The sequence below is a fragment of the Pseudomonas sp. R38(2017) genome (genome assembly GCF_002112395.1).
Classification (GTDB): domain Bacteria; phylum Pseudomonadota; class Gammaproteobacteria; order Pseudomonadales; family Pseudomonadaceae; genus Aquipseudomonas.
In genome coordinates this window covers 624,119-646,908 of record NZ_NEHN01000001.1, presented here as the reverse complement: position 1 = coordinate 646,908, position 22,790 = coordinate 624,119, and the positions used below count along the sequence as shown (strand labels likewise).

Genomic DNA, 22,790 nt, shown 5'->3' with positions numbered 1-22,790 from the left:
AACGAAAGGCCCGCAGTGATGCGGGCCTTTTTTGTGCCTGTTACCGACCAGTTAACCGGTACACCCGCTCTTCCAGGCGCATCACTCCTGCCTCCAGGAACTTCCCGCTTTCGCTCAATACGTCCTGTTCTTCCAGCGCCTGTACCTGCCAGTCGCCACCAAACAGCCGCTGCACCTCGGCATCTTCCACCGCAAACGGCGGCCCGGGCATTCGCGCCTGATCATAATCCAGCGTGATCAGCAAACCGCGTACGCCCGCCGGCAAGATATTCTGCAAGTGCGTCGCGTAGCGCTCACGCATCGGTGGCGGCAGGGCAATCAGCGCCGCACGGTCATACAGAGCCGTGCAATCGGCCACATCGCTCGCGGACAAGGCGAAGAAGTCCCCGCACCACAACTCGATCGCCCCGGCCCGATAAACCTTGAAGCCGCCCTCTTCGCTGAGCTGCGGCTGCAATTGCTGCTCACGGAAGAAATCCTCGACAGCCCTCTGCGACAGTTCGACGCCGAGAACCCGATTCCCACACCCAGCCAGCCACAACAGATCCAGGCTTTTCCCGCACAACGGCACCAGCACACGCCCCTGCGCCGGGATGCTCAGATCGGGCCAATGCCGCTGTAAATACGGGTTCACCTCGGGCTGGTGAAAGCCGATCTGGTTCGATTCCCACTTCTTGTGCCAAAACTCCGGCTGCATGGTTCCTCCTAAGAATTCGATCAAAAAGCGTTAAAACTTATATTGGAATTAGATCAATGAACTGACTGAAGATGAACCATCTTAACGCTCAGGAACCCTTCCATGTTTCCCAGCCTGTTTATCTCTCACGGCTCACCCATGCTCGCACTGGAACCCGGCGCCAGTGGCCCGGCCCTGGCGCGCCTGGCCGCCGAACTGCCACGCCCGAAAGCCATCGTCATCGTTTCCGCCCACTGGGAAAGCCATGAGTTGCTGGTCAGCAGCCATCCGCAACCGGAAACCTGGCACGATTTCGGCGGTTTCCCCCGTGCATTGTTTGAAGTGCAGTACCCGGCACCGGGAAATCCGCAATTGGCGCAAGAGGTCGCCGAACTGCTGATCGTCAACAACCTGCCCGCGCGTCTCGACTCGCAACGACCGTTCGACCATGGGGTGTGGGTACCGCTGTCGCTGATGTATCCGCAAGCCGATATCCCGGTAGTTCAGGTGTCCCTGCCCAGCCGTGGCGGCCCGATGTTGCAGACCCGGGTCGGCCAGGCGCTGGCCAGTCTGCGCAGCCAGGGCATTCTGTTGATCGGTTCCGGCAGCATCACCCACAACCTGCGTGAACTGGACTGGCATGCCGGCCCGGAAAGTGTCGAGCCGTGGGCCCGGGAATTCCGCGACTGGATAGTCGACAAGCTCGCCGCCAACGATGAAGTCGCCCTGCACGATTACCGCCAGCAAGCGCCTAACGCCGTGCGCAGCCATCCGAGCGATGAACATCTGTTGCCACTGTACTTCGCCCGCGGCGCCGGCGGTGATTTCAGCATTGCGCACCAAGGGTTCACCATGGGCGCGCTGGGCATGGACATCTACCGTTTCGGCTGAGGCGCTCATTTCCCAGCTCAAATCGCAGGCAAAAAAAATCCCCGAACCAGTCGGGGATTTTTTTATGTTCGATCAATCAGCCCAAGGGCGGATCAATCTTCGCGGTAGCGACGCAGCTTCAACTGCTTACCGGCAACGCGAGTGTCCTTCAGCTTGGTCAGGAGCTTGTCCAGACCATCTTCCGGCAGCTCGACGAGGCTGAAGCTGTCACGCACCTGGATGCGACCGATGGCTTCACGTGCCAGACCACCTTCGTTGAGGATGGCGCCCAGCAGGTTTTTCGCCGCGATACCGTCACGCGCGCCCAGCGCGGTACGGCAACGAGCACGGCCTTCGCCCAGCGGCATCGGAGCACGACGCTCGCGATCACCACGGTCCGGACGATCACCGGAACGCTCAGGACGGTCGCCACGTGGAGCGCTGTTCGGCACCAGTGGACGTTCCTTCTCGATCGCTGCCAGGTTCAGCGCCTGACCATTGGTGGCCTTGCGCAGCAGAGCGGCAGCCAGGGCACGCGGGGTGCAACCGATGTCGGCGGTCAGGCGATCCAGCAGATCACCGTGAGTCGATTCGGCGTCAGCCACCAGCGGCGACAGGCTGTTGGTCAGTTTCTTGATGCGGGCATCGAGAACGGCCTGGGCGTCCGGCAGACGTACTTCGGCAACTTTCTGACCGGTTACACGCTCGATCACTTGCAGCATGCGACGCTCACGAGGCGTCACCAGCAGCAGCGCGCGGCCTTCGCGACCGGCACGGCCGGTACGGCCGATACGGTGCACGTAGGATTCCGGATCGTACGGCATGTCCACGTTGAACACGTGGGTGATGCGCGGAACGTCCAGACCACGGGCGGCAACGTCGGTCGCCACAACGATGTCCAGACGGCCATCCTTGAGCGAGTCGATAACGCGCTCACGCTGGTTCTGGGCGATGTCACCGTTCAACGCTGCGGCTTTGTAGCCTTTGGCGTCGAGAGCACTGGCCAGATCCAGGGTCGCTTGCTTGGTGCGCACGAACATGATCAGAGCGTCGAAATCTTCCACTTCCAGCAAGCTGAGAACGGCAGAGGTCTTCTGGTCAGCGTGAACCAACAGGTGAGCCTGTTCGATCGCGGTAACGGTCTGAGTCTTGCTCTGGATCTTCACGTGCTTTGGATCGCGCAGGTGACGCTCGGCGATGGCACGGATCGATTGCGGCAGGGTCGCCGAGAACAATACGGTCTGACGGGTTTCCGGCATGGCCTTGAAGATGACTTCGAGGTCGTCCATGAAGCCCAGCTTGAGCATTTCGTCTGCTTCGTCGAGAACCAGGTGGTTCACGGTCTGCAGCACTTTTTCGTCGCGACGCAGGTGGTCGCACAGACGGCCCGGAGTGGCGACAACGATTTGTGCGCCATTACGGATTGCTTTCAATTGTGGGCCCATCGGCGCGCCGCCGTAGACAGCCACAACAGTTACGCCCGGCATTTGCTTGGCGTAGGTTTCGAAAGCGGTTGCAACTTGTAGCGCCAACTCACGAGTTGGGGCCAGGATCAGAGCTTGCGGCTCGCGCTTGGACGGATCAATGCGGTGCAGGATAGGCAGGGCAAAGGCAGCGGTTTTACCGGTACCGGTTTGCGCCTGACCAATCATATCGTGACCGGCGAGGATGATCGGGATCGACTGCTGCTGAATGGCCGAAGGCTCTTCATAGCCGGTAGCGACTACTGCAGCGACAATATTGGGATGAAGTTCAAGAGCGGCGAAGCCGCCGATTTCCTGGGTCATGGGTCTGCCTCTAAGTGCATCCGCAAAGACCCATGCTCCAAAGCTGCACATGCCGTGTTGAGACTCAAGAGTCGCCCTGGCAGCTTTGTCGGCGGGGATTTGCGAAAACGAATGAATGAAAAAGAATCGTCAAGGAAGAGCCCGCAGTGCGGACGTGCAGCCGAAGCTGACTTCGGGGAATTGCGCTACCTAAACGCGGCCCGGTTAAAGGCCGGCGCGCACTATACCGGAATTTGCCCAAAAAGGGAGCTTTTTTTATCGGTGAAATACAGTTGTCACCGCTGTGTAACGGGGTTTTGCGGATAATCGGGCAAAGGTCTATTTTTCAAAGACCCCGGCCCTGCGGGCGATGGCACTTAAACGATTCACCGATGTGCGGCATCTGGTCGCTGCACCCTTTCTTTCCGTCCGAGGAAACACCCATGAATCAGCCCTGCCCCGGCCGCGTCAGCCGTGCGCGCCACGGTCACGTCCATTTGATTGGTCTGGACCGTGCAGCCAAGCGCAATGCTTTCGATCTGGATCTGCTCAATGACCTGGCCCTGGCCTACGGTGAATTCGAGGCCGACAGCGATGCGCGGGTGGCTGTGGTGTTCGGGCATGGTGAGCACTTCACCGCCGGGCTCGATCTGGTGAATGCCAGTTCCGCCCTGGCCCAAGGCTGGCAGGTGCCATCCGGCGGTTGCGATCCGTGGGGAGTGTTCGTCGGGCCACGGGTCAGCAAACCGGTGATCGTTGCCGCGCAGGGTTATTGCCTGACCATCGGCATCGAGCTGATGCTCGCCGCCGACATCAACCTGTGCGCCAGCAATACCCGGTTCGCCCAGATGGAAGTACAGCGCGGGATCTTTCCGTTCGGCGGTGCGACGTTACGCTTTCACCAGGTCGCTGGCTGGGGCAATGCCATGCGCTGGCTGCTGACCGGCGACGAATTTGATGCCCATGATGCGTTGCGCCTGGGTCTGGTGCAGGAAGTCATGGCCAGCGAAGACTTGCTGCCGCGCGCCATCGAACTGGCCGAACGGATTGCCCGACAGGCGCCGCTGGGGGTGCAGGCGACGCTGATGTCGGCGCGTCAGGCGCGCTATGAGGGCGAGACCGCCGCGGCGCAGAGCTTGCCGCCGCTGGTGAAGAAATTGCTGGCAACCGAGGATGCCAAAGAAGGTGTGCGTTCGCTGGTGGAGCGCAGACCGGGGGTCTTCAAGGGCATTTGAGGCTCAGGTTGCCGGGCGAATTGCCTTGATCAACGACGCCAGCGAATAACCCAGCTTCGGCGCAAGCGCTTCAGCTCGCGCGGTGAGCGCCTGCATGTCCAGCACCTGATCGAGATCCGCCGGCACGATCAGAATCACGTTGCCCTCCTTCACCGGCAGTTCCCAGTAATGCCGGTGATAGAGCCCGCGCAACAGCGCCGCCCCCAGAGGTTTTCCGTCATCGGTGGCCCACTGGTTGATCACCAGCCAGCCACCGGGATTCAGACGTTTCTGACAGTCACCGAGGAAATTCCACGCAAGGTGCGCGGCGCCCGGGCCGACATCGGTGTAGAGGTCGACGAAGATCAGATCCGCGGGTTCGGCCGTCGGCAACAGTTCGATTGCATCACCAACGCGGATGTACAGACGCGGATCGTCATCCAGCCCGAGGTATTCGATAGCCAGACGCGGCACGTCCGGGCGCAGCTCGATAGCTTCGACATCTTCCAGCGGCAGGAACTTGAGGCAGGCCTGGGTCAGCGTCCCCGCGCCCAGCCCGAGAAACAACGCGCTCTCCGGTTGCTCATGGCAAAGCGCGCCAATCAGCATTGCCCGGGTGTAGTCGTACTCCAGCCAGCTCGGGTCGGCGGTAAACACGCAGCTTTGCTCGATCGCATCGCCGAACTCCAGAAAGCGGTAGTCGGCCACTTCCAGCACGCGAATCACGCCGAACTCATCCTGTACCTCGGCGAGCAACAGCTCGACGCGCTCCTCAGTCATTTCATCTCCTGGTGGTCACCGGGCGCGGTGACGCGATGGCACCGCTGTGGCGCCGTGGCAAAGCGGCGATTGTCGGCGAAGCGGCGGGAGCAGGTCACGCACTAATTGCTGCTAACATGGCCGTCCGTGCGTAGAACCTTAGAGACCGTGATGAACCAACCCTGGAGCCCTGACAGCTGGCGCGCCTTGCCGATCCAGCAACAACCCCAATACCCCGACGCCGCGCACCTGCGCCAGGTCGAGCAGACGCTGGCCAGCTATCCGCCGCTGGTGTTTGCCGGCGAAGCGCGCGAGTTGCGTCGTCAGTTTGCCGAAGTCACCCAGGGCCGGGCGTTCCTGTTGCAGGGCGGCGACTGCGCGGAAAGCTTTGCCGAGTTTTCCGCCGCCAAGATCCGCGACACCTTTAAAGTGCTGCTGCAAATGGCGATCGTCATGACCTTCGCCGCCGGTTGCCCGGTGGTGAAAGTCGGGCGCATGGCCGGCCAGTTCGCCAAGCCGCGCTCGGCCAACGACGAGACTATCGACGGCGTGACCCTGCCGGCCTACCGGGGCGACATCGTCAACGGCATCGGTTTCGACTCGGCCAGCCGCGTACCGGATCCGGAGCGCCTGCTGCAGTCCTATCACCAGTCCACCGCGACCCTCAACCTGTTGCGCGCCTTCGCCCAGGGCGGTTTTGCCGACCTGCATCAGGTACACAAGTGGAACCTCGATTTCATCGCCAACTCGGCGTTGGCCGAGAAGTACAGCCACCTCGCCGACCGCATCGATGAAACCCTGGCGTTCATGCGTGCCTGCGGCATGGACAGCTCGCCGCAACTGCGCGAGACCAGTTTCTTCACGGCCCACGAAGCGCTGCTGCTGAACTACGAAGAAGCCTTCGTACGCCGCGACAGCCTGACCAACGACTACTACGATTGCTCGGCGCACATGCTGTGGATCGGCGACCGTACCCGTCAGCTCGACGGCGCCCACGTCGAGTTCCTGCGCGGGGTGAACAACCCGATCGGTGTAAAAGTCGGCCCGAGCATGAACCCCGACGACCTGATCCGCCTGATCGACGTGCTCAACCCGGATAACGATCCGGGCCGCCTCAACCTGATTGCGCGGATGGGTGCGAACAAGGTCGGCGATCACCTGCCGGCGCTGATCCGCGCGGTGCAGCGCGAAGGCAAGCAGGTGCTGTGGAGTTCCGACCCGATGCACGGCAACACCATCAAGGCCAGCAGCGGCTACAAGACCCGCGACTTCGCGCAGATCCTTGGTGAGGTGAAACAGTTCTTCCAGGTTCACGAAGCGGAGGGCAGCTACGCCGGCGGCATCCACATCGAGATGACCGGGCAGAACGTCACAGAGTGCATCGGTGGCGCGCGGCCAATCACTGAAGATGGATTGTCGGATCGCTATCACACCCATTGCGACCCGCGGATGAACGCCGATCAGTCGCTGGAACTGGCATTCTTGATCGCCGAGACGCTGAAACAGGTCAAACGCTAAATCGCGATGACGTTGGCTCGGTCGTTTTCGACTTGAGCCAACGCCACCCGCAACCGGTCGGCACTTTCGCGCTGACAATTAAGCTGCACCTGCTGAAGTCCCAGCCAATCTGCCATCCGCCGCAGATTCAGCGCCAAGGCCAGCATCCCCGCCTCGTCCAGTCCCGTTTCCTCCTCGTGTACGGCATGCACCGTCAACCGCCCCGCCGCCCGCTCGGCGCGCAGATCGACCCGCGCAGCAATCCGTTCGTTGTGCAGGAACGGCAGCACGTAATAGCCGTAAACACGTTTATCCGGCGGCGTGTAAATCTCCAGCCGATAGCGGAAATCGAACAGCCGCTCGGTGCGACTGCGCTCCCATATCAATGAGTCAAACGGCGACAGCAATGCGCTGGCCTCGACTTTTCGCGGGATTTTCGGCTCGGGCAGGCAGTAGGCAATCTGGCGCCAGCCAGCAACTTCGCAGGTCAGCAGTTGCCCGTCTTCCACCATCTCCGCCAGACGCGGGCGGGCATCGGAAGGGTTCAGGCGGAAGTAATCGCGCAGGTCTTTTTCCGTGCCGACACCCAGCGTCTGCGCTGCATGCAATAGCAAACCGCGCTGCGCCTCGGCCTCATCGGGCAACGGCTGTTGCAGCACAGAAGCCGGAATCACCCGCTCCGGCAAGTCATACAGCCGCTCGAACCCACGGCGCCCGGCCACGGTGACTTCGCCAGCGGCAAACAGCCATTCCAGCGCATGTTTTTCCGCGCTCCAGTCCCACCACGGTCCAGCCTTTTCCTGGCGGGTCGACAGACTGCCGGCGCCCAATGCGCCTTGCTCCTCGACCGACGCCAGCACCCGGCGAATGGTGTCCTGTTGCTCGCGGCCGAAACGCGCCAGTTGCTGATAGATGTCTTCACCACGCCTGGCCCGCTGCATTCGCCAGCCCATCAACGGGTACATCGACAGCGGCAGCAACGACGCTTCATGACCCCAGTATTCGAACAGCGAACGACGTCGCCCCGAACTCCAGGCAGCCTGGTCGAGCAAGTCAGCAGAATAAGAACCGAGACGGGAAAACAGCGGCAGGTAGTGCGAGCGCACCACGGCGTTGACGGAGTCGATCTGCAACAGGCCGAGGCGTTCGATCAGCCGGTTGACGTGCAGAGCTTTGACAGCCGGCGGCTGGCGCCCGTGAAACCCTTGGGCAGCCAGTGCCAGACGTCGAGCCTGTTTAAGGGAAAAGGACAAAGTCGCGGGCATGTGTACCTCCATGGCTGCTCGCAACCTACCTCACTGCAAGATGGTTTGTGTAGCGGTGGCCTCATCATTTATGCATCGGATCGTCCCAGAACGGCCGAATCGCTTCATGCTCGACATCGGCACGGCTGACCCCGATATCCTTCAAAGCCTCGTCGCTCAGACTGGCGAGCAGCTCGCGTTCACGGTGAAGTTCGTACCAGCGGCTAAACTTGTGCAGCAGATCGGAAATCAGATGGACCGGCACTCTTTCATCGCTCACATACAGTTTTTGACCTTTCATCGTGTTGCCCTCCTTTAGGGATGGCTCAAGTCTCGCGCTGGGGCTACGATCAATCCAACGAATGTTTCTGATGGCATGCATCACGGAGATTCATCAATTGTCGGCGTACCCCAGTATCGATACCGATGTTCTACGCACCTTTGTCGCAATTGCCGATCAGGGAGGTTTTACCCGCGCCGGCGAAATGGTCAACCGCACTCAGTCGGCGGTGAGCATGCAGATGAAGCGTCTGGAAGAGGACGTGTTGCAGCGCCAGTTGTTCGAGCGCGACGGACGTCAGGTGCGCCTCACTGCCGAGGGCCAAGTGTTGCTCGGTTACGCGCGGCGCATCCTGAAATTGCACAGCGAAGTTTTCAACACCCTGCGCGAGCCGCACATGGTCGGCACGGTGCGGATCGGCACGCCGGACGATTACGTGATGCGGTTTCTGCCGGGGATCCTGTCGCGTTTCGCCCAGTTCTATCCGCTGATCCAGATTGAAGTGCACTGCGAGTCGACCAAACAGTTGCTGCAACGCACGGACCTGGATCTGTCGATCGTCACCCGCGAGCCGGGCAACGAGATTGGCCAGTTGCTGCGCAAGGAGCGCTTTGTCTGGGCCGAGGCGCAGAATTTCAGCGCCCACGAACAGACGCCGTTGCCGCTGGCGATGTTCAACAGTGATTGTTTCTGTCGCCTGTGGGCCTGCAACGCGCTGGACGCGATGGGCCGCGAATACCGGATTGCCTACAACAGCACCAGCCTGTCGGCGTTGATGGCGGTGGTGAGCGCGGGTCTGGCGATCACCGCGCAGCTGGAAAGCCTGATCACCCCGGACCTGCGGATTCTCGGGGCCGCCGAAGATCTGCCGCTGTTGCCCGAGGCCAGCATCATGCTGATCCGCAACCTGAACAATCCGTCGCCGATCACCGAATGCCTGGCCGAGCACATCGTCGAAGGCTTCAAACTTTAAAGGCGAGCATCACCGCACACAGCACCAGGAAGCCGCAGAACAGCCCGCGCAGGAGTTTTTCCGGCATCGCGTGGGCCACTTTCACGCCCCAACTGATGCTGGCCAGCCCGCCAACGGCCAGCGGCAGGCCGATCATCCAGTCCACTTCGTGATGCACCGCGTACGTCACCAGCGTCACACCGGTGCTGGGCAATGCCAGCGCCAGCGACAGGCCTTGAGCGACCACCTGAGTGGTGCCGAACAGACTGGTCAACACAGGCGTCGCCACCACTGCCCCACCGACACCGAACAGACCGCCCATGGTGCCGGACGCCGCGCCGAGCACGCCCAGCCACGGCCATGAATAACGCATCTCGGATGTCGCTGCCGGACGCGCGCCGAACATGCGCACCAGGTTGTAGGCCGACAACGCCACGAGGAACGCGACAAATCCGATACGCATCGTTTGCGCGTCGATGCCCACGGCCCAGATCGAGCCGATCCACGCGAAACAGAATCCCATCACCGCCAGTGGCAACGCGTGTCTGAGTTCGATGCGGTTGCGCTGGTGATAACGCCACAGTGCCAGCATCACGTTCGGCACCACCATCACCAGCGCCGTGCCCTGGGCGATCTGTTGATCGAGCCCGAACCACACGCCCAACAGCGGAATGGCAATCAAGCCGCCGCCGATTCCGAAGATCCCACCCAGAGTGCCAAGTGCGGCGCCAAACAACAGGTACAGCAAAAACTCGATCACAGCAGAATTCCTCATACGTCAGGCAACTCATCCTACGCAGTCGGCGCTGGCACGGAAACGCACAGCAACGCACAATGGCTATGCCAAATTCGCATAGGCACTGAGCCGATTCATGAATCCCAATCAATTGACCGAACAACTTGGGCTGTTTCTCGATGTGCTGGAGAGCGGCAGCTTTTCCGCCGCCTCGCGCCGGCATCCGCTGACGCCATCGGCCGTCGCCCGGCGCATCGACAGTCTGGAAAGTGCTGTCGGCAGCCAGTTGTTCATCCGCAGCACGCATGCGGTGCGCGCCACGCCGGCCGGTCTTGCGTTTGCCGAACGGGCACGGCGCATCGTGGCGGAGTTGCAACTGGCCCGGGCTGAAGCGGTGTCTCTGAGCAGCGCGCCGGAAGGCTTGATTCGGGTGGATGCGCCGGCGGCATTCGGGCGTCGGCATTTGGCCCCGGTGATTGCCGATTTTCTGGTGCTGTATCCGGGACTCGACGTGCAACTGCACCTGATAGACAGCTTCGTCGACATGGACGGATCGAACCTGGGCAAGGTCGATCTGGTGCTGCGTGCCGGACAGATGGCTGACACTCGCCTGGTGGCCACACCATTGGCGAGCATCGTGCGCATTGCCTGCGCCAGCCCCGACTACCTGAAGCGTCGAGGCGTGCCGGGCGAGCCCGCGCAATTGAGCGAGCATGACGGCCTCGATTGGGACGGCCTCGCCCCACCTTTCGCCTGGCGTTTCGAGCAGGCCGGGCAGATGCAGTTGCACCGCCCGGCGAGGGTGCGCATGAGCGCCAACAACGCCGAGGCGTTGGTCTGCGGTGCACTTGCGGGACTCGGGATCGCGCATTTGCCTACCTGGCTGGCCAGCGAATACCTGTTGCATGGTGAGTTGCTGCCGCTGTTCTGTGAAAACGGCTTGCCGAAACCGGAGAGCACAGGCATCTACGCGCTGCGGCTGGAACAGCAAGCCAGCTCCCGCAGCCGCCTGCTGCTGGAATACCTCAAGACCCGTTTCAGCCCCGTGCCGCCGTGGGATCTGGCACTGCAACGAGAACTGGGCCGGCATTGACCGATTCGCCACCGGCCATAATTGTCTGGCGCATTAAAGATTCGAGCGCTAGATTCATCGGTATCACCGTTCAAGGCACCGACATGACCAACGACCGCGACACCTCCGATCACTGCGAAGACCTGCTGCTCGACAATCAGGCCTGCTTCGCCCTGCATTCCACTTCGCTGATGATGACCAAGGTCTACAAGCCGCTGCTGCAAGCGCTTGGCCTGACCTATCCGCAATATCTGGCGATGATGGTGCTGTGGGAAAAGGATGGCTTGACCGTCGGGGAAATCAGCACCCGACTGTTGACCGATCCGGGTTCGCTGACCCCGCTGCTCAAGCGCCTGGAAGGTGAAGGCTTGCTGAGCCGAACCCGCAGCCGCGAGGATGAACGGGTGGTGATCGTCGAACTTACTGCACAGGGCCGCGCGCTGAAAGACAAGGCCCGATCCGTTCCGCAATGCATTCTGGGGGCCAGTGGCTTCACGCTGGAGCGCCTGCAAAACCTGCAAGCCGAGTTGCAGGCCTTGCGTGGTCATTTGCAGGATAGCCTCACCTAAGCCTCACTCTTCCCTGTAGTGCAGCCTCGCACCTACAGGGAAACCTCACCTTTCTGTGATTGCCCTCTCTCCCGAAAAATTTTTTTCCTCTCGCTTTTCCTTCATAAAAACCTTTCATATCAAAAGCTTGGGATCTCATCCCAGCCTGAACCACGTTTCGATTCAGTTCTTCTTCAAAAATTTATCTTGCGCACTAAATATTAGAGCAGTACATTTACTTCGCACCTAGTTAGCGCGCAAACAATTAGCGCAACAAACCACACTTAATGAGGCTCACACCATGCAAACTCTCTACACCGCAATCGCAACCTCCACTGGCGGCCGTGACGGTCGTGCGATCTCCAGCGACAACATTCTCGACGTCAAACTGGCCACCCCGAAAGAACTCGGCGGTGCCGGTGGCGCAGCTACCAACCCTGAGCAACTGTTCGCTGCCGGCTACTCGGCCTGCTTCATCGGCGCGCTGAAATTCGTCGCCAGCCAGACCAAACGCAAAATCCCGGACGACGCCTCGATCACCGCTCACGTCGGTATCGGCCAGATTCCTGGCGGTTTCGGTCTGGACATCGACCTGCACATCAGCCTTCCAGGCCTGGAACAGGCTGACGCGCAAAGTCTGGTCGACGCGGCTCACCAGGTTTGCCCGTACTCCAACGCCACCCGTGGCAATGTCGATGTACGCCTGCACGTCACCGTGTAATCACTGACACCCAGGCCCGAACAGGAAATGAACATGAACACTTTCAGCAAAGTCTTGACCGGTACTCTTCTCGCTCTGTCCATCCACAGCGCATTTGCCGGGGAGGTTGAACACAACACCCAGGCGTTCCTCGATGTGCTGAACGCCGGCACCGGCAAACCGATGGAACAGATGACGCCCAAAGACGCCCGCGCCGTACTGACGGGCGCGCAGTCCGGGGTCAAACTGACGCTGCCCAAAGCCGATGTCAGCGAGAAGACCATCCAGGTCGATGGCCAACCGTTGAGCCTGACCATCGTCCGTCCGGCCGGGGTCAAGGATGAGTTGCCGGTGTTCATGTTCTTCCACGGCGGTGGCTGGGTGCTGGGAGATTTCCCGACCCACGAACGTCTGGTGCGGGATCTGGTGGTCGGCTCAGGGGCAGCGGCGGTATTCGTCAACTACACCCCTTCGCCGGAAGCGCATTACCCGGTGGCGATCAACCAGGCTTACGCGGCAACCAAGTGGGTGGCCGAACACGGCAAAGAGATCAACGTCGACGGCAAGCGTCTGGCGGTGGCGGGCAACAGTGTCGGCGGCAACATGGCGGCAGTCGTCGCCTTGATGGCCAAAGACAAAGGCACGCCGGCAATCAAGCTCCAGGTGTTGCTGTGGCCGGTGACCGATGCCAATTTCGACACTGGTTCGTATAACCAATATGCCGAGGGGCACTTCCTCACCCGCAACATGATGAAGTGGTTCTGGGACAACTACACCACCGACGCCAACCAGCGTAACGAGATCTACGCCTCGCCGCTGCGGGCCACGACTGCACAATTGAAAGGTCTGCCGCCTGCACTGGTGCAGACCGCCGGGGCCGACGTGCTGCGTGACGAAGGTGAAGCCTACGCCCGAAAACTCGACGAAGCCGGGGTGCCGGTGACTTCAGCGCGCTACAACGGCATGATCCACGACTACGGTTTGCTCAACGTGGTCAGCCAGGTACCGGCGGTGCGCTCGGCGATGCTGCAAGCTTCGGAAGAACTGAAACAGCATCTGAAGAAGTAATTTTCATCAGATACAAAAAAGCCCGACTCAATGGTCGGGCTTTTTCTTTCCGCAAAAAACAGTGCTTATTTAGCACGGCCTTTGTAGGAACCGCCTTCGCGGGTATCGATCTCGATCATGTCGCCGATTTCGATGAAGTCAGCAACCGACAGCTCGGTACCGTTCTTCAGTTTGGCAGGCTTCATCACCTTGCCGGAAGTGTCACCGCGAGCGGAACCTTCGGTGTAGTCAACCTGACGCACGATGGTGGTCGGCAGCTCTACGGAAACCAGACGCTCTTCGAAGAACACGGCTTCGCAAACGTCGGTCATGCCTTCTTCCACGAATGGCAGAACGCTTTCGATGTCTTCAGCGTTCAGCTCGTACATGGTGTAGTCAGTGGTGTCCATGAACGTGTAGGTGTCACCGCTGATGAAGGACAGGGTCGCTTCTTTGCGGTCCAGGATCACGTCGTCCAGCTTGTCGTCCGCACCGTAAACGGTTTCGGTCTTGTAACCGGTCAGCAGGTTCTTCAGCTTGGTCTTCATGATCGCGCTGTTACGGCCCGACTTGGTGAATTCAGCTTTCTGAACCAGCCAAGGATCGTTGTCGATACGGATCACGGTACCGGGTTTGAGTTCTTTACCAGTTTTCATTGCGAATATCCGAATTTGGATGGGATTTACAAAAATCTAGGCCGCGTATCATATCCAATTTCGGTAAAACTGTACCAGCGCCGTCGCAAGATCGGCCTGCAAGGCCTGTTCCAGACACCATGCTTCGGCATTTTCCTGCAGTTCCGGCCAATATTTACGGGCCTCAAGCCAGTTCTCGCCGATAGGCTTCCCGGCACTCCAGGCCCGCCAGAGACCGTTCATCGCCTCGGCAGCTTCAGTCGAAAGACCTTTTCCATAGAGCGCGAGGAAGGCATCGAGCTTGTCCAGATGGATATCTTCGTCCTGCTGATAGATGTGCCACAGCATCGGCCGCCCCGCCCATTGCGCCCGTACGAATGAGTCTTCGCCGCGCACTGCGTTGAAATCGCAGCACCACAACAGTTGATCGTATTGATCCTGTCGGACGAACGGCAGTACCTGCACGGTCAGTGACCGATCGACATGCACTGCGCCGACCGTCAACGACTCAACGCCGAGCCAGCGTGCAACATCACCCAGAATCCGTCCCTCCGGCACCAGCAGATAAGTGGGCGTCGAGTCTGCCGCAAGCACATCCAGCCAACTGGCGAGTCCGGCATTCTCGTAGGCGAACAGCGAAATCAATTGCGTACCGGGCGCAGTAACAACTCCCAGTGTTTGCAGGAATTGTCGTTGCGCCTCGGGATCCTGCTGAAACCGCTGACGTCGCACAAGCAATCCGCTTTCACGCAACAACCCGCCAGTGCCCGCCTGGAACCCCGGGAAGAAAAAGATCTTCTGCACGGACTTGTACTTCACCGACGGCAGACCGTGACAGCCGACCACCCAGTCTTCAGCGCTGAGATAGTCGAGGTTAATCCACAATGGCGGCGTTATCCGCTCGGCCATGGCGTCCATGTAGACACCCGGCAACTGGCAGGCGAACGCCGCGATCACTACGTCGGCGGCGTCCGTTTCCGGCCATTCTGCCGGCCAGTGCCGGACCTCGACACCCTGCTGCCATTGCGAGTCGAGATTGATGTCGAGTTCCGGGCAAATCCGTTCGAACGCGCGCAGGTCATCGACCCACAGCCGCACCGCCAATGCATGCTCGGCCACCAGTTGCCGGGCCAGACGCCAGGTCACCCCGATGTCGCCATAGTTGTCGACCACGGTACAAAAGATGTCCCAGCGGGTTTTCGGTTGCGGCATTCAAGACTCCCGTTGGCAAAAGCGACGATTGTCCGCATAAATGTCTGCGTGCAGAAGAGCCGACGACGATTAATCTTCGTGCGACAATCGCCACTTGCCCGCAATCATCCGCCAGGAGGCAGCCATGCCCTATCGCCCCAATACGCGTCGCCCCTTGCCTGTCCAGCTTAGCGCGCTGCAATTGACCGGCAGCATTGCCCTGGGCCTGTGGCTGGGTTTTCTGGCCATTGCGCTGACTTGCTGGCTCGCTTCAATACTGTTCAGCCGTCAATTGCAACCGGTGGCGGATGCAGTGCAACAACTGAGCAAGCCACCGGTGGCCACCCAGCCACAATCAGAATCCGAGCCGCAAAACCGTCTGTTCGAACAATACGAAGAAAACCTGCGCAAGAACGAACAGCAGAATCGCCTGGATCAGGCCCGCAGCAGCACGCGCAACCAGTCGAACCCGAAATGCCAGTTCTGGCTCCAGCAGGATCAGACTGCTCCGAGCGAAAAGAGCCGCGCCAACGTCCTGCAATTCTGCGATTGATCATGAACAAGTACGCCGTCCACCAACTGATTCTCGACAAACTGCGCGTCGACCTCGACATCGCCGAGCGCGCGGCACAAACCGCATACGAAACCGCGACCCACGAAAAGAACATCGCTGAAAACAAGTACGACACCCTGGGGCTTGAGGCGTCGTACCTGGCGGCCGGGCAAGCGAAACGGGTCGAGGAGATCCGCCAGGCACTGGCGGTCTGCCAGAACCTGACGCTGCGGGCCTATGACGATCAACGCGGGATTGAAATCGGTACCCTGCTCGGTCTGGAAGACGAGAAGGGTCGCGAGCAATGGCTGTTTCTGGCGCCGGATGCGGCGGGCCTGAAAGTAGACGTGGTCGGTCAGCCGGTCACCGTCATCACCCCGCGCTCGCCGCTGGGCAAAAGCCTGCTGGGCAAGTTCGAGGGTGATGAGGTGGAGATTCTGGTGGCGGGCACCCGGCAACAGTTCGCTGTCACCGAGGTGCTCTAGACAGGGGCTTAGTGGACGGGCAGTTCGACGCCTTCGAACAGTTCTTCCAGTTCCTGCTTGTTGTGGCACTGGATGGCCTTGGCCATGACGTCGCGAGTCAGGTGCGGCGCGAATTTCTCGATAAAGTCGCACATGAAACCACGCAGGAAAGTGCCGCGACGGAAACCGATCTTGGTCACGCTGGACTCGAAAAGCTCGCTGGCATCAAGCACCACCAGGTCGTTGTCGAGTTTGGTATCGACCGCCATTTTCGCCACGATGCCGACACCCAGACCCAGGCGTACGTAGGTTTTGATCACGTCGGCGTCGGCGGCGGTGAACACCACTTTCGGCGTCAGGCCACGATGGCTGAAAGCCTCGTCGAGTTTCGAGCGACCGGTGAAGCCGAACACGTAAGTCACGATCGGGTATTCGGCCAGCGCTTCGAGGGTCAGCTTCGGCAGTTTGGTCAGCGGGTGGCCCTGAGGCACGACCACGCAGCGGTTCCAGCGGTAGCACGGCATCATCACCAGATCGCCAAACAGTTCCAGCGCCTCGGTGGCAATGGCGAAATCCACGGTGCCGTCAGCGGCCATTTCGGCGATCTGCATCGGCGACCCCTGGTGCATGTGCAGTGCCACGTCCGGGTATTGCTTGATGAAGTTGCTGATCACCGGCGGCAGTGCGTAACGTGCCTGGGTGTGAGTGGTGGCGATCGACAGGGTGCCTTTCTTCTCGTTGGAGAACTCCTGAGCGATCTGCTTGATGCTCTCGACCTTGCGCAGAATCTCACCGGCGGTGGTGATGATGCGCTCGCCGGCCGGGGTGACGCGGGTCAGGTGCTTGCCGCTGCGGGCGAACACTTCGACGCCCAGTTCGTCTTCCAGCAGACGGATTTGCTTACTGATGCCCGGTTGCGAGGTGTAGAGACTTTGGGCTGTAGCGGAAACGTTGAGGTCGTGGTGCGCCACTTCCCAGATGTAGCGCAATTGTTGAAGCTTCATATGAATCCCTCAAAGCAGGTAGACGCCACGGGCATCAGCGACGGTATATAACTATATTAATGGTTTGAAGAATAAATCTAGAACTTTTTATCAAAACGCCATTATTCCCGCCTCAGCGATCCTCCCGACGCCGACGCTCCACCAGCGGCACCATGTAAACCGGCACCTTGGACAACTGCAGCAAGCGAGTCGCCGTGCGCCCCAACGGTGTTTCCGCCCCAACCCCGTGGCTGTGACTTCCTACGATCAGCAAATCGACGGAGAGTTTCTGTACCTGGTCGAGAATCACCTGAGACGGATCGCCCTGCAGCACACGCACCGCACGAATCCGCAGCAGATCCTGTTCGCCTTCGTCCCCCAGTTCCTCGCGAAAACTATCCAGCACCCGCTGCTCGATATTGGCGATGACAGTTTTCAGACCCTGACTGTGAAATTCGTTCAACGCCTGCTCGTCGAGATAGCTCTGCAACACAGACTCGGCAAACAGCCCCATGGGCTCCACCGCGTGCACCACATACAAGTCGGCATTGAAGATTCGCGCCATCGCCAGGGCATGCTGCATCACTAACGGTGCGTACAGACCGAGGTCAGTGGCATACAGCATCGAACGAATCATATGACCTCCTCGCAAGCCAACATGGCGGAGATTTGATTCAGCTTAGCAGTGCCTTGGCGAGTACGACGTGCGACGCAACGTCTTGAACCACGAGGGCTTTAGACCGCCGGTTCGTTGCTGATGCCGTGGGGGACATGGCCGGTGGCAACCACCTCCCGGGCCAGCTCGCAGTGACCGGCCTGATCGTCGAAAAACACGTCCGCAGCGAACGCTTCGAGGAACGCCGATTTGGTCAGTCCGCCCAGAAACAGCGACTCGTCCAGACGGATGTCCCACTCACGCAAGGTACGGATTACCCGCTCGTGAGCCGGTGCCGAACGCGCGGTGACCAGTGCGGTGCGGATCGGGCAGTTATCGTCCGGGAACTCACGCTGCAATAGATTGAGCGCTGCGAGGAAGCCCTTGAACGGCCCGCCACGCAATGGCTCGCGAGCGGATTCGCGCTCCTTGGCCTGAAAGGCTTCGAGGCCTCCGGACTGATAAACCCGCTCCGACTCGTCGGAAAACAGCACCGCGTCGCCGTCGAAGGCAATGCGCAATTCATCGCTGGCCGCACGGCTGGCGCCACCGGAAAGGATGGTCGCCGCCGCAAAGCCGTTGTCCAGCGCCGAGCGCACGTCTTCGGCGTGGGTGGAAAGAAACAGGTCGCAACCGAACGCCTTCAGATAAGGATAAGGACTGCGCCCGCCGACGAACGCTGCGCGGGAAATCGCCAGACCATAATGGTCAATTGAGTTGAACACCCGCAGGCCGGTGTCGGCACTGTTGCGCGACACCAGAATCACCTCGACCCGGGCACGGCCGAGGCGGCTGTTGAGGTTGAGCAGTTTTTCCACCAGCGGAAAGGCATCGCCCGGCGCGAGGATTTCGTCTTCGTGCTCGATCTGATATTGCCGATAGGCTTCGACACCGCTCGACAGATATACCTTGTGACTCTCGCTCAGGTCGAACAGGGCACGGGACGAAATCGCCAGCACCAGTTTGTCATCGATGTTCTTGGCCATGCCTTCCCCCCAAATCCCCTCAAGAAACCGACTCAGGTGTTACGCCGGTCGATGAAACGCAAACTGCGGTACAACGCTTCGATGCGCGGCAGCTCGCAACCTGCCGCTTTTGCCGCCGCCAAGGGTCGAGCGTAGATGGCATCCAGCTCCAGCGGTCGCTTGTGCAGAAAATCGTGGTACATGCTCGGCCAATAGTCGGGCATTTTCTCGGTCATCATGAACAGGTACCCGGCATAACCGGGCGGCATGTCATGACCGCAGGCCTTGGCGCCCTGCACCACTTCGGCCATCAACGCCTGAATCAGAATGCGGCTGTCGGCATCGGCCATCAGCGGCGTGGTGCTCGCGCCGAGCAGCACCGATAGACCGTTGTAGGGAATGTTCCAGACCAGTTTCTGCCAACGCGCCTGATGCAGGTTCGGCATTGCCTGTGAATCGATGCCCGCAGTGCGGAACAGACCGACGCCCTCCTCGACGATCGCCATGCGCGCCGCATCATCGGCTGCCGGGCCACTGTGATAACCGACGTTGACTGCCCCCAGCGCTTGGTGGGTGATATGGCCCGGGCCTTCCCGGTGAACGCAGATCAGGCACAAGCCACCCAGCAAGTGCAGCGAATCGGGCAGCAACGCCCGCAAACCGTCTTCGACGTCCAGGCCGTTCTGCAGCACCAGCACTTTCGCGTCGGGTTTCGCCGCCTGAATGATCGACGGCGCCAGCCCGGCATTGCTGGTGGTCTTGGCGCCGACCAGCAACCAGTCACAGGGCGGCATGTCTTCTGCCGATGAATAAGCCTGCACCGGATTCAGCGTCAGCGTGCCGTGAACCGCACTGTCCACCTGCAAACCACGCTCGGCGACGGCGGAAAACTCGCTGCGAAGCAGAAAATGCACATCGAACCCGGCCCGGGCCAGCATCAAGCCGTAGAACCCTCCGATAGCGCCGGTGCCGATAATCCCCACGACCGGTTTATTCACTGCTCCCATCACGGCAACTCCTCTGCAATTCGACCCAGCACCTGGGCCACGGCTGCGTTCAGCTCCGTGGCGTTCAAGCGCGTATGTACTGCCCCAAAGAACTCGCCGTCGCGCACCACAAACAACGCCGGCAAATGAAAGACCTGATAACGCTCGACCAGCCCGCCGTTGTTGCCAGCGTCGATCCAGCACACGCGATCGACTGCCAGATTCAGCCCCGGCAACACCTCGCGGGCATAACGGCAACGGGTGCAGCCGGCACTGGTGAAGATCACCAGCGAAACGCCGCTCATCGCCAGCAGCCGTTGGTCGGCGTCGAAATCGGTCAGTTCAGATTCGAACACTATACTGGGGGAAACAATGTCAGATGGCCGACACAGGGAGTCTGTGCTCATGGGACGGTTTATTCCTCATCCGGATGATGTGCCCGTCGAATTAACGTTGCTCAAACCTGAGTGTATTTCGCGGCAACAGCTGCACACTATCAGCCTCGGCGGCATCGCTTGCAATTACCACCGTGCCTGGCGCCATGGCACCGCGCTGCAAGTGCGCATGCCCACACTCAATGCCGACTTCGCCTATCCGGGCTATGTAGCCTGGTGCCTGCGCCGTAAAAAAGGCTATCTGGTGGGCATTGCGTTCACCGATGAGCAGACACTGTTCAGCGCGCGAATGGGTGAGCAGGTGTGTCAGATCGAGCGTTATTGCCGGATCAATGATGCCCACGATGACCTGCAGGATATCCAGGCGCGAGCGCTGCAATGGGTCGAGCAGCACGCCGAAGAGTTCTCCCACGACAGCGTTCGCAAGGCTTTTGCGTAACCAGAGCTGGACTGAACAGTGACTTGCCCATTGTCTAGCAGGCGTCTAACGCGATAAGGTTCCGCTCCCCGACGCGCTTAAATCTGCTGTGCTCCGCCGCGCGGGGATCGCTGGCGGCCGGCACCCGTGACCTGACGAGTAAACGATGGCTGATTTACCGATCAACGACCTGAACGTCGCCTCCAACGAGACCCTGATCACTCCCGATCAGCTCAAGCGTGATATCCCTCTGAGCGACGCTGCCCTGCGCACCGTCACCAAGGGTCGCGAAGTCATCCGCAACATTCTCGATGGCACCGACCACCGTTTGTTCGTGGTCATCGGGCCCTGCTCGATCCACGACATCAAGGCTGCCCACGAATACGCCGATCGCCTGAAAGTGCTGGCGGCGGAAGTGTCGGACACCTTGTATCTGGTCATGCGCGTGTACTTCGAAAAACCGCGGACCACTGTCGGCTGGAAAGGCCTGATCAACGACCCGTACCTGGATGACTCGTTCAAGATCCAGGACGGTCTGCACATCGGTCGCCAGTTGCTGCTGGATCTGGCCGAGAAAGGCCTGCCAACCGCCACCGAAGCCCTCGACCCGATCTCCCCGCAGTATCTGCAGGATCTGATCAGTTGGTCGGCCATCGGCGCACGGACCACCGAATCCCAGACCCACCGCGAAATGGCTTCCGGCCTGTCCTCGGCGGTCGGTTTCAAGAACGGCACCGACGGCGGCCTGACTGTGGCAATCAACGCCTTGCAGTCGGTTTCCAGCCCGCACCGTTTCCTGGGCATCAACCAGGAAGGTGGCGTGTCGATCGTCACCACCAAGGGCAACGCCTACGGTCATGTGGTACTGCGCGGCGGCAATGGCAAGCCGAACTACGATTCGGTCAGCGTCGCCCTGTGCGAACAGGCGCTGAACAAGGCGAAGATCAAGCCGAACATCATGGTCGATTGCAGCCACGCCAACTCCAACAAGGATCCGGCCCTGCAACCACTGGTGATGGAGAACGTCGCCAACCAGATCCTCGAAGGCAACCAGTCGATCATCGGTCTGATGGTCGAGAGCCACCTGAACTGGGGTTGCCAGGCGATTCCGAAAGACCTCGCCGACCTGCAATACGGCGTCTCGATCACCGATGCCTGCATCGACTGGTCGGCCACCGAAAACACTCTTCGCAGCATGCACGCCAAGCTCAAGGATGTACTGCCGAAACGTCAGCGCGGCTGACAGCCGTTTCGCAGGCATAAAAAAACGCCGGGGATTGCCCGGCGTTTTTTTGTGTGTGGTGTGAGGTCAGTCAGATCTTGGCGGTGCGCCGCTGATGACGCTCCATGTAGCGCTCCACGTAGGAGCACGACGGGATGACCGTGTAGCCCATTTCATCGGCGTACTGCAGCGCCCGCTCGGTCAGAGCTGCCGCGATACCTCGGCCACGCAATGCGTTGGGCACGAAGGTGCGGTAGATATCCAGGGTCTGTTTCCCCAGATCCATATAGGTCAGGTAGGCACGATGACCGTCCACATTGGTCTCGAACTGATGACCAGCCTGGTCATGGTGGATGGACAACGCCTCGCTCATCACTACTCCTCGCGGGTCTTTGATTCGACCCCTACCTTACCGATGTTTTCCCGGCGAAGGAACATCTACGCCACCCTGTGCCTGATGGACACCGAGAAGAACTGCACCGTTCTCGTGCAACCCGAGCACGTATCAAATAGTAGGCACCAATGACGAAAATGCTCAAGGCACGCTCGTCATCATGCTGATTGATGGGGCAGTTCCGGTGGACTCAGGTTCGGCTCGGGAGACGCTCGTCCCGAACCGAAAGGCTGAACATCGCCGGATGTTGAGACTTAAGACGTGCCCGTTTTTTTAAAGTCACCTGAACATGGACAAAGATAGGTGAGACGCTGCACAAAATCGCAACAAAAGTGTGGACGAATCCATATAGACAGACTCTAGCCACTACCTGCAAAACAGCACTGGACGACGGGAACTTTTTCTCATTAACTCGCTCAGCTCGGGCCTTGCAGCTGAATATTTTTTATACAATCCAGTTAAAAGTTGCTCGAAAAAGAATCAACGCCTACAATTTTTTTTGCTTCTTGCCTTACGTCAGTTTACTTACTACAAGTAATGGGTAGTATGTACGCCGGCTATTTCCTCA

Annotated in this window: 26 protein-coding genes; 12 read left to right on the top strand and 14 right to left on the bottom strand. The window is 60.0% G+C overall.

The genetic code is table 11. The features are described from left to right. Positions 1-40: 40 nt before the first annotated feature. Positions 41-697, bottom strand: coding sequence for a thiopurine S-methyltransferase (locus tag CAF87_RS03120; RefSeq protein ID WP_085730590.1), 657 nt, complete (start codon positions 695-697; stop codon positions 41-43). A 102-nt stretch (positions 698-799) separates the two neighbouring features. Here CAF87_RS03120 and CAF87_RS03115 point away from each other — a divergent pair, with 102 nt between their 5' ends. Continuing rightward, positions 800-1,567 carry a class III extradiol ring-cleavage dioxygenase gene (locus CAF87_RS03115; protein ID WP_085730589.1) on the top strand — a complete coding sequence of 256 codons (768 nt, stop codon included), beginning with the start codon at positions 800-802 and terminating at the stop codon, positions 1,565-1,567. A gap of 92 nt (positions 1,568-1,659) precedes the next feature. Here CAF87_RS03115 and CAF87_RS03110 read toward each other — a convergent pair whose 3' ends face one another. Beyond that, a complete protein-coding gene (locus tag CAF87_RS03110) occupies positions 1,660-3,333 on the bottom strand; it encodes a DEAD/DEAH box helicase (RefSeq protein ID WP_007955707.1) in 1,674 nt (557 codons plus the stop codon). A 422-nt stretch (positions 3,334-3,755) separates the two neighbouring features. Here CAF87_RS03110 and CAF87_RS03100 point away from each other — a divergent pair, with 422 nt between their 5' ends. Then, positions 3,756-4,547: a crotonase/enoyl-CoA hydratase family protein gene (locus CAF87_RS03100; RefSeq protein WP_085730588.1), complete on the top strand. Its 792-nt coding sequence runs from the start codon at positions 3,756-3,758 to the stop codon at positions 4,545-4,547. Positions 4,548-4,550: 3 nt separating this feature from the next. Here the strand turns inward: CAF87_RS03100 and CAF87_RS03095 are convergent, their stop codons facing one another. Then, positions 4,551-5,306 carry a spermidine synthase gene (locus tag CAF87_RS03095; protein WP_085730587.1) on the bottom strand — a complete coding sequence of 252 codons (756 nt, stop codon included), beginning with the start codon at positions 5,304-5,306 and terminating at the stop codon, positions 4,551-4,553. A 150-nt stretch (positions 5,307-5,456) separates the two neighbouring features. Between CAF87_RS03095 and CAF87_RS03090 the strand changes: the two genes are divergently transcribed. Continuing rightward, entirely contained in the window at positions 5,457-6,803 is a 1,347-nt protein-coding gene (locus CAF87_RS03090; RefSeq protein ID WP_085730586.1) for a class II 3-deoxy-7-phosphoheptulonate synthase, read from the top strand. Here CAF87_RS03090 and CAF87_RS03085 read toward each other — a convergent pair. Next, positions 6,800-8,047 carry a winged helix-turn-helix domain-containing protein gene (locus CAF87_RS03085; RefSeq protein ID WP_085730585.1) on the bottom strand — a complete coding sequence of 416 codons (1,248 nt, stop codon included), beginning with the start codon at positions 8,045-8,047 and terminating at the stop codon, positions 6,800-6,802. The genes CAF87_RS03090 and CAF87_RS03085 overlap by 4 nt on opposite strands. Before the next feature lie 64 nt (positions 8,048-8,111). Then, a complete protein-coding gene (locus CAF87_RS03080; RefSeq protein ID WP_085607148.1) occupies positions 8,112-8,327 on the bottom strand; it encodes a DUF1127 domain-containing protein in 216 nt (71 codons plus the stop codon). A 97-nt stretch (positions 8,328-8,424) separates the two neighbouring features. Between CAF87_RS03080 and CAF87_RS03075 the strand changes: the two genes are divergently transcribed. Then, positions 8,425-9,279, top strand: a complete 855-nt coding sequence (locus tag CAF87_RS03075) for a LysR substrate-binding domain-containing protein (RefSeq protein ID WP_007955701.1) — start codon at positions 8,425-8,427, stop codon at positions 9,277-9,279. Here CAF87_RS03075 and CAF87_RS03070 read toward each other — a convergent pair. Continuing rightward, on the bottom strand, positions 9,269-10,018 hold the full coding sequence (locus CAF87_RS03070; RefSeq protein WP_170929619.1) for a sulfite exporter TauE/SafE family protein: 750 nt from the start codon (positions 10,016-10,018) through the stop codon (positions 9,269-9,271). The two genes, CAF87_RS03075 and CAF87_RS03070, sit on opposite strands and share 11 nt — an antisense overlap. 112 nt (positions 10,019-10,130) lie before the next feature. On the opposite strand from CAF87_RS03070, the gene CAF87_RS03065 reads away from it, so the two are divergent. The 4 genes from CAF87_RS03065 (at position 10,131) to CAF87_RS03050 (ending at position 13,382) form a co-directional block, all read left to right on the top strand. Next, positions 10,131-11,087, top strand: a complete 957-nt coding sequence (locus tag CAF87_RS03065; RefSeq protein ID WP_085730583.1) for a LysR family transcriptional regulator — start codon at positions 10,131-10,133, stop codon at positions 11,085-11,087. Between the two features lie 83 nt (positions 11,088-11,170). After that, a complete protein-coding gene (locus tag CAF87_RS03060; RefSeq protein WP_085730582.1) occupies positions 11,171-11,635 on the top strand; it encodes a MarR family winged helix-turn-helix transcriptional regulator in 465 nt (154 codons plus the stop codon). A gap of 280 nt (positions 11,636-11,915) precedes the next feature. After that, positions 11,916-12,335 (top strand): organic hydroperoxide resistance protein, encoded by a 420-nt coding sequence (locus CAF87_RS03055; RefSeq protein ID WP_034155242.1) that lies wholly within the window; start codon positions 11,916-11,918, stop codon positions 12,333-12,335. A gap of 33 nt (positions 12,336-12,368) precedes the next feature. Further along, a complete protein-coding gene (locus CAF87_RS03050; RefSeq protein ID WP_085730581.1) occupies positions 12,369-13,382 on the top strand; it encodes an alpha/beta hydrolase in 1,014 nt (337 codons plus the stop codon). A gap of 65 nt (positions 13,383-13,447) precedes the next feature. Here CAF87_RS03050 and CAF87_RS03045 read toward each other — a convergent pair whose 3' ends face one another. Continuing rightward, the gene (locus tag CAF87_RS03045) at positions 13,448-14,017 is read right to left on the bottom strand and encodes an elongation factor P (protein WP_003226785.1); all 570 of its coding nucleotides are present in this window, start codon (positions 14,015-14,017) and stop codon (positions 13,448-13,450) included. A gap of 48 nt (positions 14,018-14,065) precedes the next feature. Continuing rightward, positions 14,066-15,208 (bottom strand): elongation factor P maturation arginine rhamnosyltransferase EarP, encoded by a 1,143-nt coding sequence (earP, locus tag CAF87_RS03040; protein WP_085730580.1) that lies wholly within the window; start codon positions 15,206-15,208, stop codon positions 14,066-14,068. Positions 15,209-15,332: 124 nt separating this feature from the next. Between earP and CAF87_RS03035 the strand changes: the two genes are divergently transcribed. Then, entirely contained in the window at positions 15,333-15,740 is a 408-nt protein-coding gene (locus CAF87_RS03035; RefSeq protein ID WP_085730579.1) for a hypothetical protein, read from the top strand. A gap of 2 nt (positions 15,741-15,742) precedes the next feature. Beyond that, complete coding sequence (locus tag CAF87_RS03030) at positions 15,743-16,225, top strand: GreA/GreB family elongation factor (protein WP_085730578.1); 483 nt, start codon at positions 15,743-15,745, stop codon at positions 16,223-16,225. Positions 16,226-16,233: 8 nt separating this feature from the next. Here the strand turns inward: CAF87_RS03030 and cysB are convergent, their stop codons facing one another. From cysB to CAF87_RS03005, 5 genes are all read right to left on the bottom strand, one after another. Continuing rightward, a complete protein-coding gene (cysB, locus tag CAF87_RS03025; RefSeq protein WP_085700020.1) occupies positions 16,234-17,208 on the bottom strand; it encodes an HTH-type transcriptional regulator CysB in 975 nt (324 codons plus the stop codon). A 112-nt stretch (positions 17,209-17,320) separates the two neighbouring features. Then, positions 17,321-17,824: a universal stress protein gene (locus CAF87_RS03020; protein ID WP_085730577.1), complete on the bottom strand. Its 504-nt coding sequence runs from the start codon at positions 17,822-17,824 to the stop codon at positions 17,321-17,323. 98 nt (positions 17,825-17,922) lie between these two features. Beyond that, positions 17,923-18,828: a 5'-nucleotidase gene (locus CAF87_RS03015; protein ID WP_085730576.1), complete on the bottom strand. Its 906-nt coding sequence runs from the start codon at positions 18,826-18,828 to the stop codon at positions 17,923-17,925. Between the two features lie 32 nt (positions 18,829-18,860). Beyond that, on the bottom strand, positions 18,861-19,817 hold the full coding sequence (locus CAF87_RS03010) for a putative 2-dehydropantoate 2-reductase (RefSeq protein WP_170929620.1): 957 nt from the start codon (positions 19,815-19,817) through the stop codon (positions 18,861-18,863). Then, positions 19,814-20,200 (bottom strand): co-chaperone YbbN, encoded by a 387-nt coding sequence (locus CAF87_RS03005; RefSeq protein WP_085730574.1) that lies wholly within the window; start codon positions 20,198-20,200, stop codon positions 19,814-19,816. The genes CAF87_RS03010 and CAF87_RS03005 overlap by 4 nt, the downstream gene beginning before the upstream one ends. Between CAF87_RS03005 and CAF87_RS03000 the strand changes: the two genes are divergently transcribed. Both CAF87_RS03000 and CAF87_RS02995 read left to right on the top strand, forming a co-directional pair. After that, positions 20,199-20,627 (top strand): PilZ domain-containing protein, encoded by a 429-nt coding sequence (locus CAF87_RS03000; RefSeq protein WP_085730573.1) that lies wholly within the window; start codon positions 20,199-20,201, stop codon positions 20,625-20,627. The genes CAF87_RS03005 and CAF87_RS03000 overlap by 2 nt on opposite strands. 145 nt (positions 20,628-20,772) lie before the next feature. Further along, positions 20,773-21,849, top strand: a complete 1,077-nt coding sequence (locus CAF87_RS02995) for a 3-deoxy-7-phosphoheptulonate synthase (protein WP_011335309.1) — start codon at positions 20,773-20,775, stop codon at positions 21,847-21,849. A gap of 70 nt (positions 21,850-21,919) precedes the next feature. On the opposite strand, the gene CAF87_RS02990 is transcribed toward CAF87_RS02995, so the two are convergent. After that, positions 21,920-22,201 (bottom strand): GNAT family N-acetyltransferase, encoded by a 282-nt coding sequence (locus CAF87_RS02990; protein ID WP_007955658.1) that lies wholly within the window; start codon positions 22,199-22,201, stop codon positions 21,920-21,922. Positions 22,202-22,790 lie beyond the last annotated feature (589 nt).

Coding starts and splice junctions, on each gene's coding strand:
- CAF87_RS03055 (WP_034155242.1), top strand. CDS start 11,916: ATGCAAACTCTCTACACCGCAATCGCAACCTCCACTGGCGGCCGTGAC.
- CAF87_RS02990 (WP_007955658.1), bottom strand. CDS start 22,201: ATGAGCGAGGCGTTGTCCATCCACCATGACCAGGCTGGTCATCAGTTC.
- CAF87_RS03000 (WP_085730573.1), top strand. CDS start 20,199: ATGGGACGGTTTATTCCTCATCCGGATGATGTGCCCGTCGAATTAACG.
- CAF87_RS03030 (WP_085730578.1), top strand. CDS start 15,743: ATGAACAAGTACGCCGTCCACCAACTGATTCTCGACAAACTGCGCGTC.
- CAF87_RS03065 (WP_085730583.1), top strand. CDS start 10,131: ATGAATCCCAATCAATTGACCGAACAACTTGGGCTGTTTCTCGATGTG.
- CAF87_RS03095 (WP_085730587.1), bottom strand. CDS start 5,306: ATGACTGAGGAGCGCGTCGAGCTGTTGCTCGCCGAGGTACAGGATGAG.
- CAF87_RS03035 (WP_085730579.1), top strand. CDS start 15,333: ATGCCCTATCGCCCCAATACGCGTCGCCCCTTGCCTGTCCAGCTTAGC.
- CAF87_RS03090 (WP_085730586.1), top strand. CDS start 5,457: ATGAACCAACCCTGGAGCCCTGACAGCTGGCGCGCCTTGCCGATCCAG.
- CAF87_RS03110 (WP_007955707.1), bottom strand. CDS start 3,333: ATGACCCAGGAAATCGGCGGCTTCGCCGCTCTTGAACTTCATCCCAAT.
- CAF87_RS03020 (WP_085730577.1), bottom strand. CDS start 17,824: ATGATTCGTTCGATGCTGTATGCCACTGACCTCGGTCTGTACGCACCG.
- CAF87_RS03080 (WP_085607148.1), bottom strand. CDS start 8,327: ATGAAAGGTCAAAAACTGTATGTGAGCGATGAAAGAGTGCCGGTCCAT.
- CAF87_RS03015 (WP_085730576.1), bottom strand. CDS start 18,828: ATGGCCAAGAACATCGATGACAAACTGGTGCTGGCGATTTCGTCCCGT.
- CAF87_RS03115 (WP_085730589.1), top strand. CDS start 800: ATGTTTCCCAGCCTGTTTATCTCTCACGGCTCACCCATGCTCGCACTG.
- CAF87_RS03005 (WP_085730574.1), bottom strand. CDS start 20,200: ATGAGCACAGACTCCCTGTGTCGGCCATCTGACATTGTTTCCCCCAGT.
- CAF87_RS03100 (WP_085730588.1), top strand. CDS start 3,756: ATGAATCAGCCCTGCCCCGGCCGCGTCAGCCGTGCGCGCCACGGTCAC.
- cysB (WP_085700020.1), bottom strand. CDS start 17,208: ATGAAGCTTCAACAATTGCGCTACATCTGGGAAGTGGCGCACCACGAC.
- CAF87_RS03120 (WP_085730590.1), bottom strand. CDS start 697: ATGCAGCCGGAGTTTTGGCACAAGAAGTGGGAATCGAACCAGATCGGC.
- CAF87_RS03045 (WP_003226785.1), bottom strand. CDS start 14,017: ATGAAAACTGGTAAAGAACTCAAACCCGGTACCGTGATCCGTATCGAC.
- CAF87_RS03050 (WP_085730581.1), top strand. CDS start 12,369: ATGAACACTTTCAGCAAAGTCTTGACCGGTACTCTTCTCGCTCTGTCC.
- CAF87_RS03060 (WP_085730582.1), top strand. CDS start 11,171: ATGACCAACGACCGCGACACCTCCGATCACTGCGAAGACCTGCTGCTC.
- CAF87_RS03085 (WP_085730585.1), bottom strand. CDS start 8,047: ATGCCCGCGACTTTGTCCTTTTCCCTTAAACAGGCTCGACGTCTGGCA.
- CAF87_RS02995 (WP_011335309.1), top strand. CDS start 20,773: ATGGCTGATTTACCGATCAACGACCTGAACGTCGCCTCCAACGAGACC.
- earP (WP_085730580.1), bottom strand. CDS start 15,208: ATGCCGCAACCGAAAACCCGCTGGGACATCTTTTGTACCGTGGTCGAC.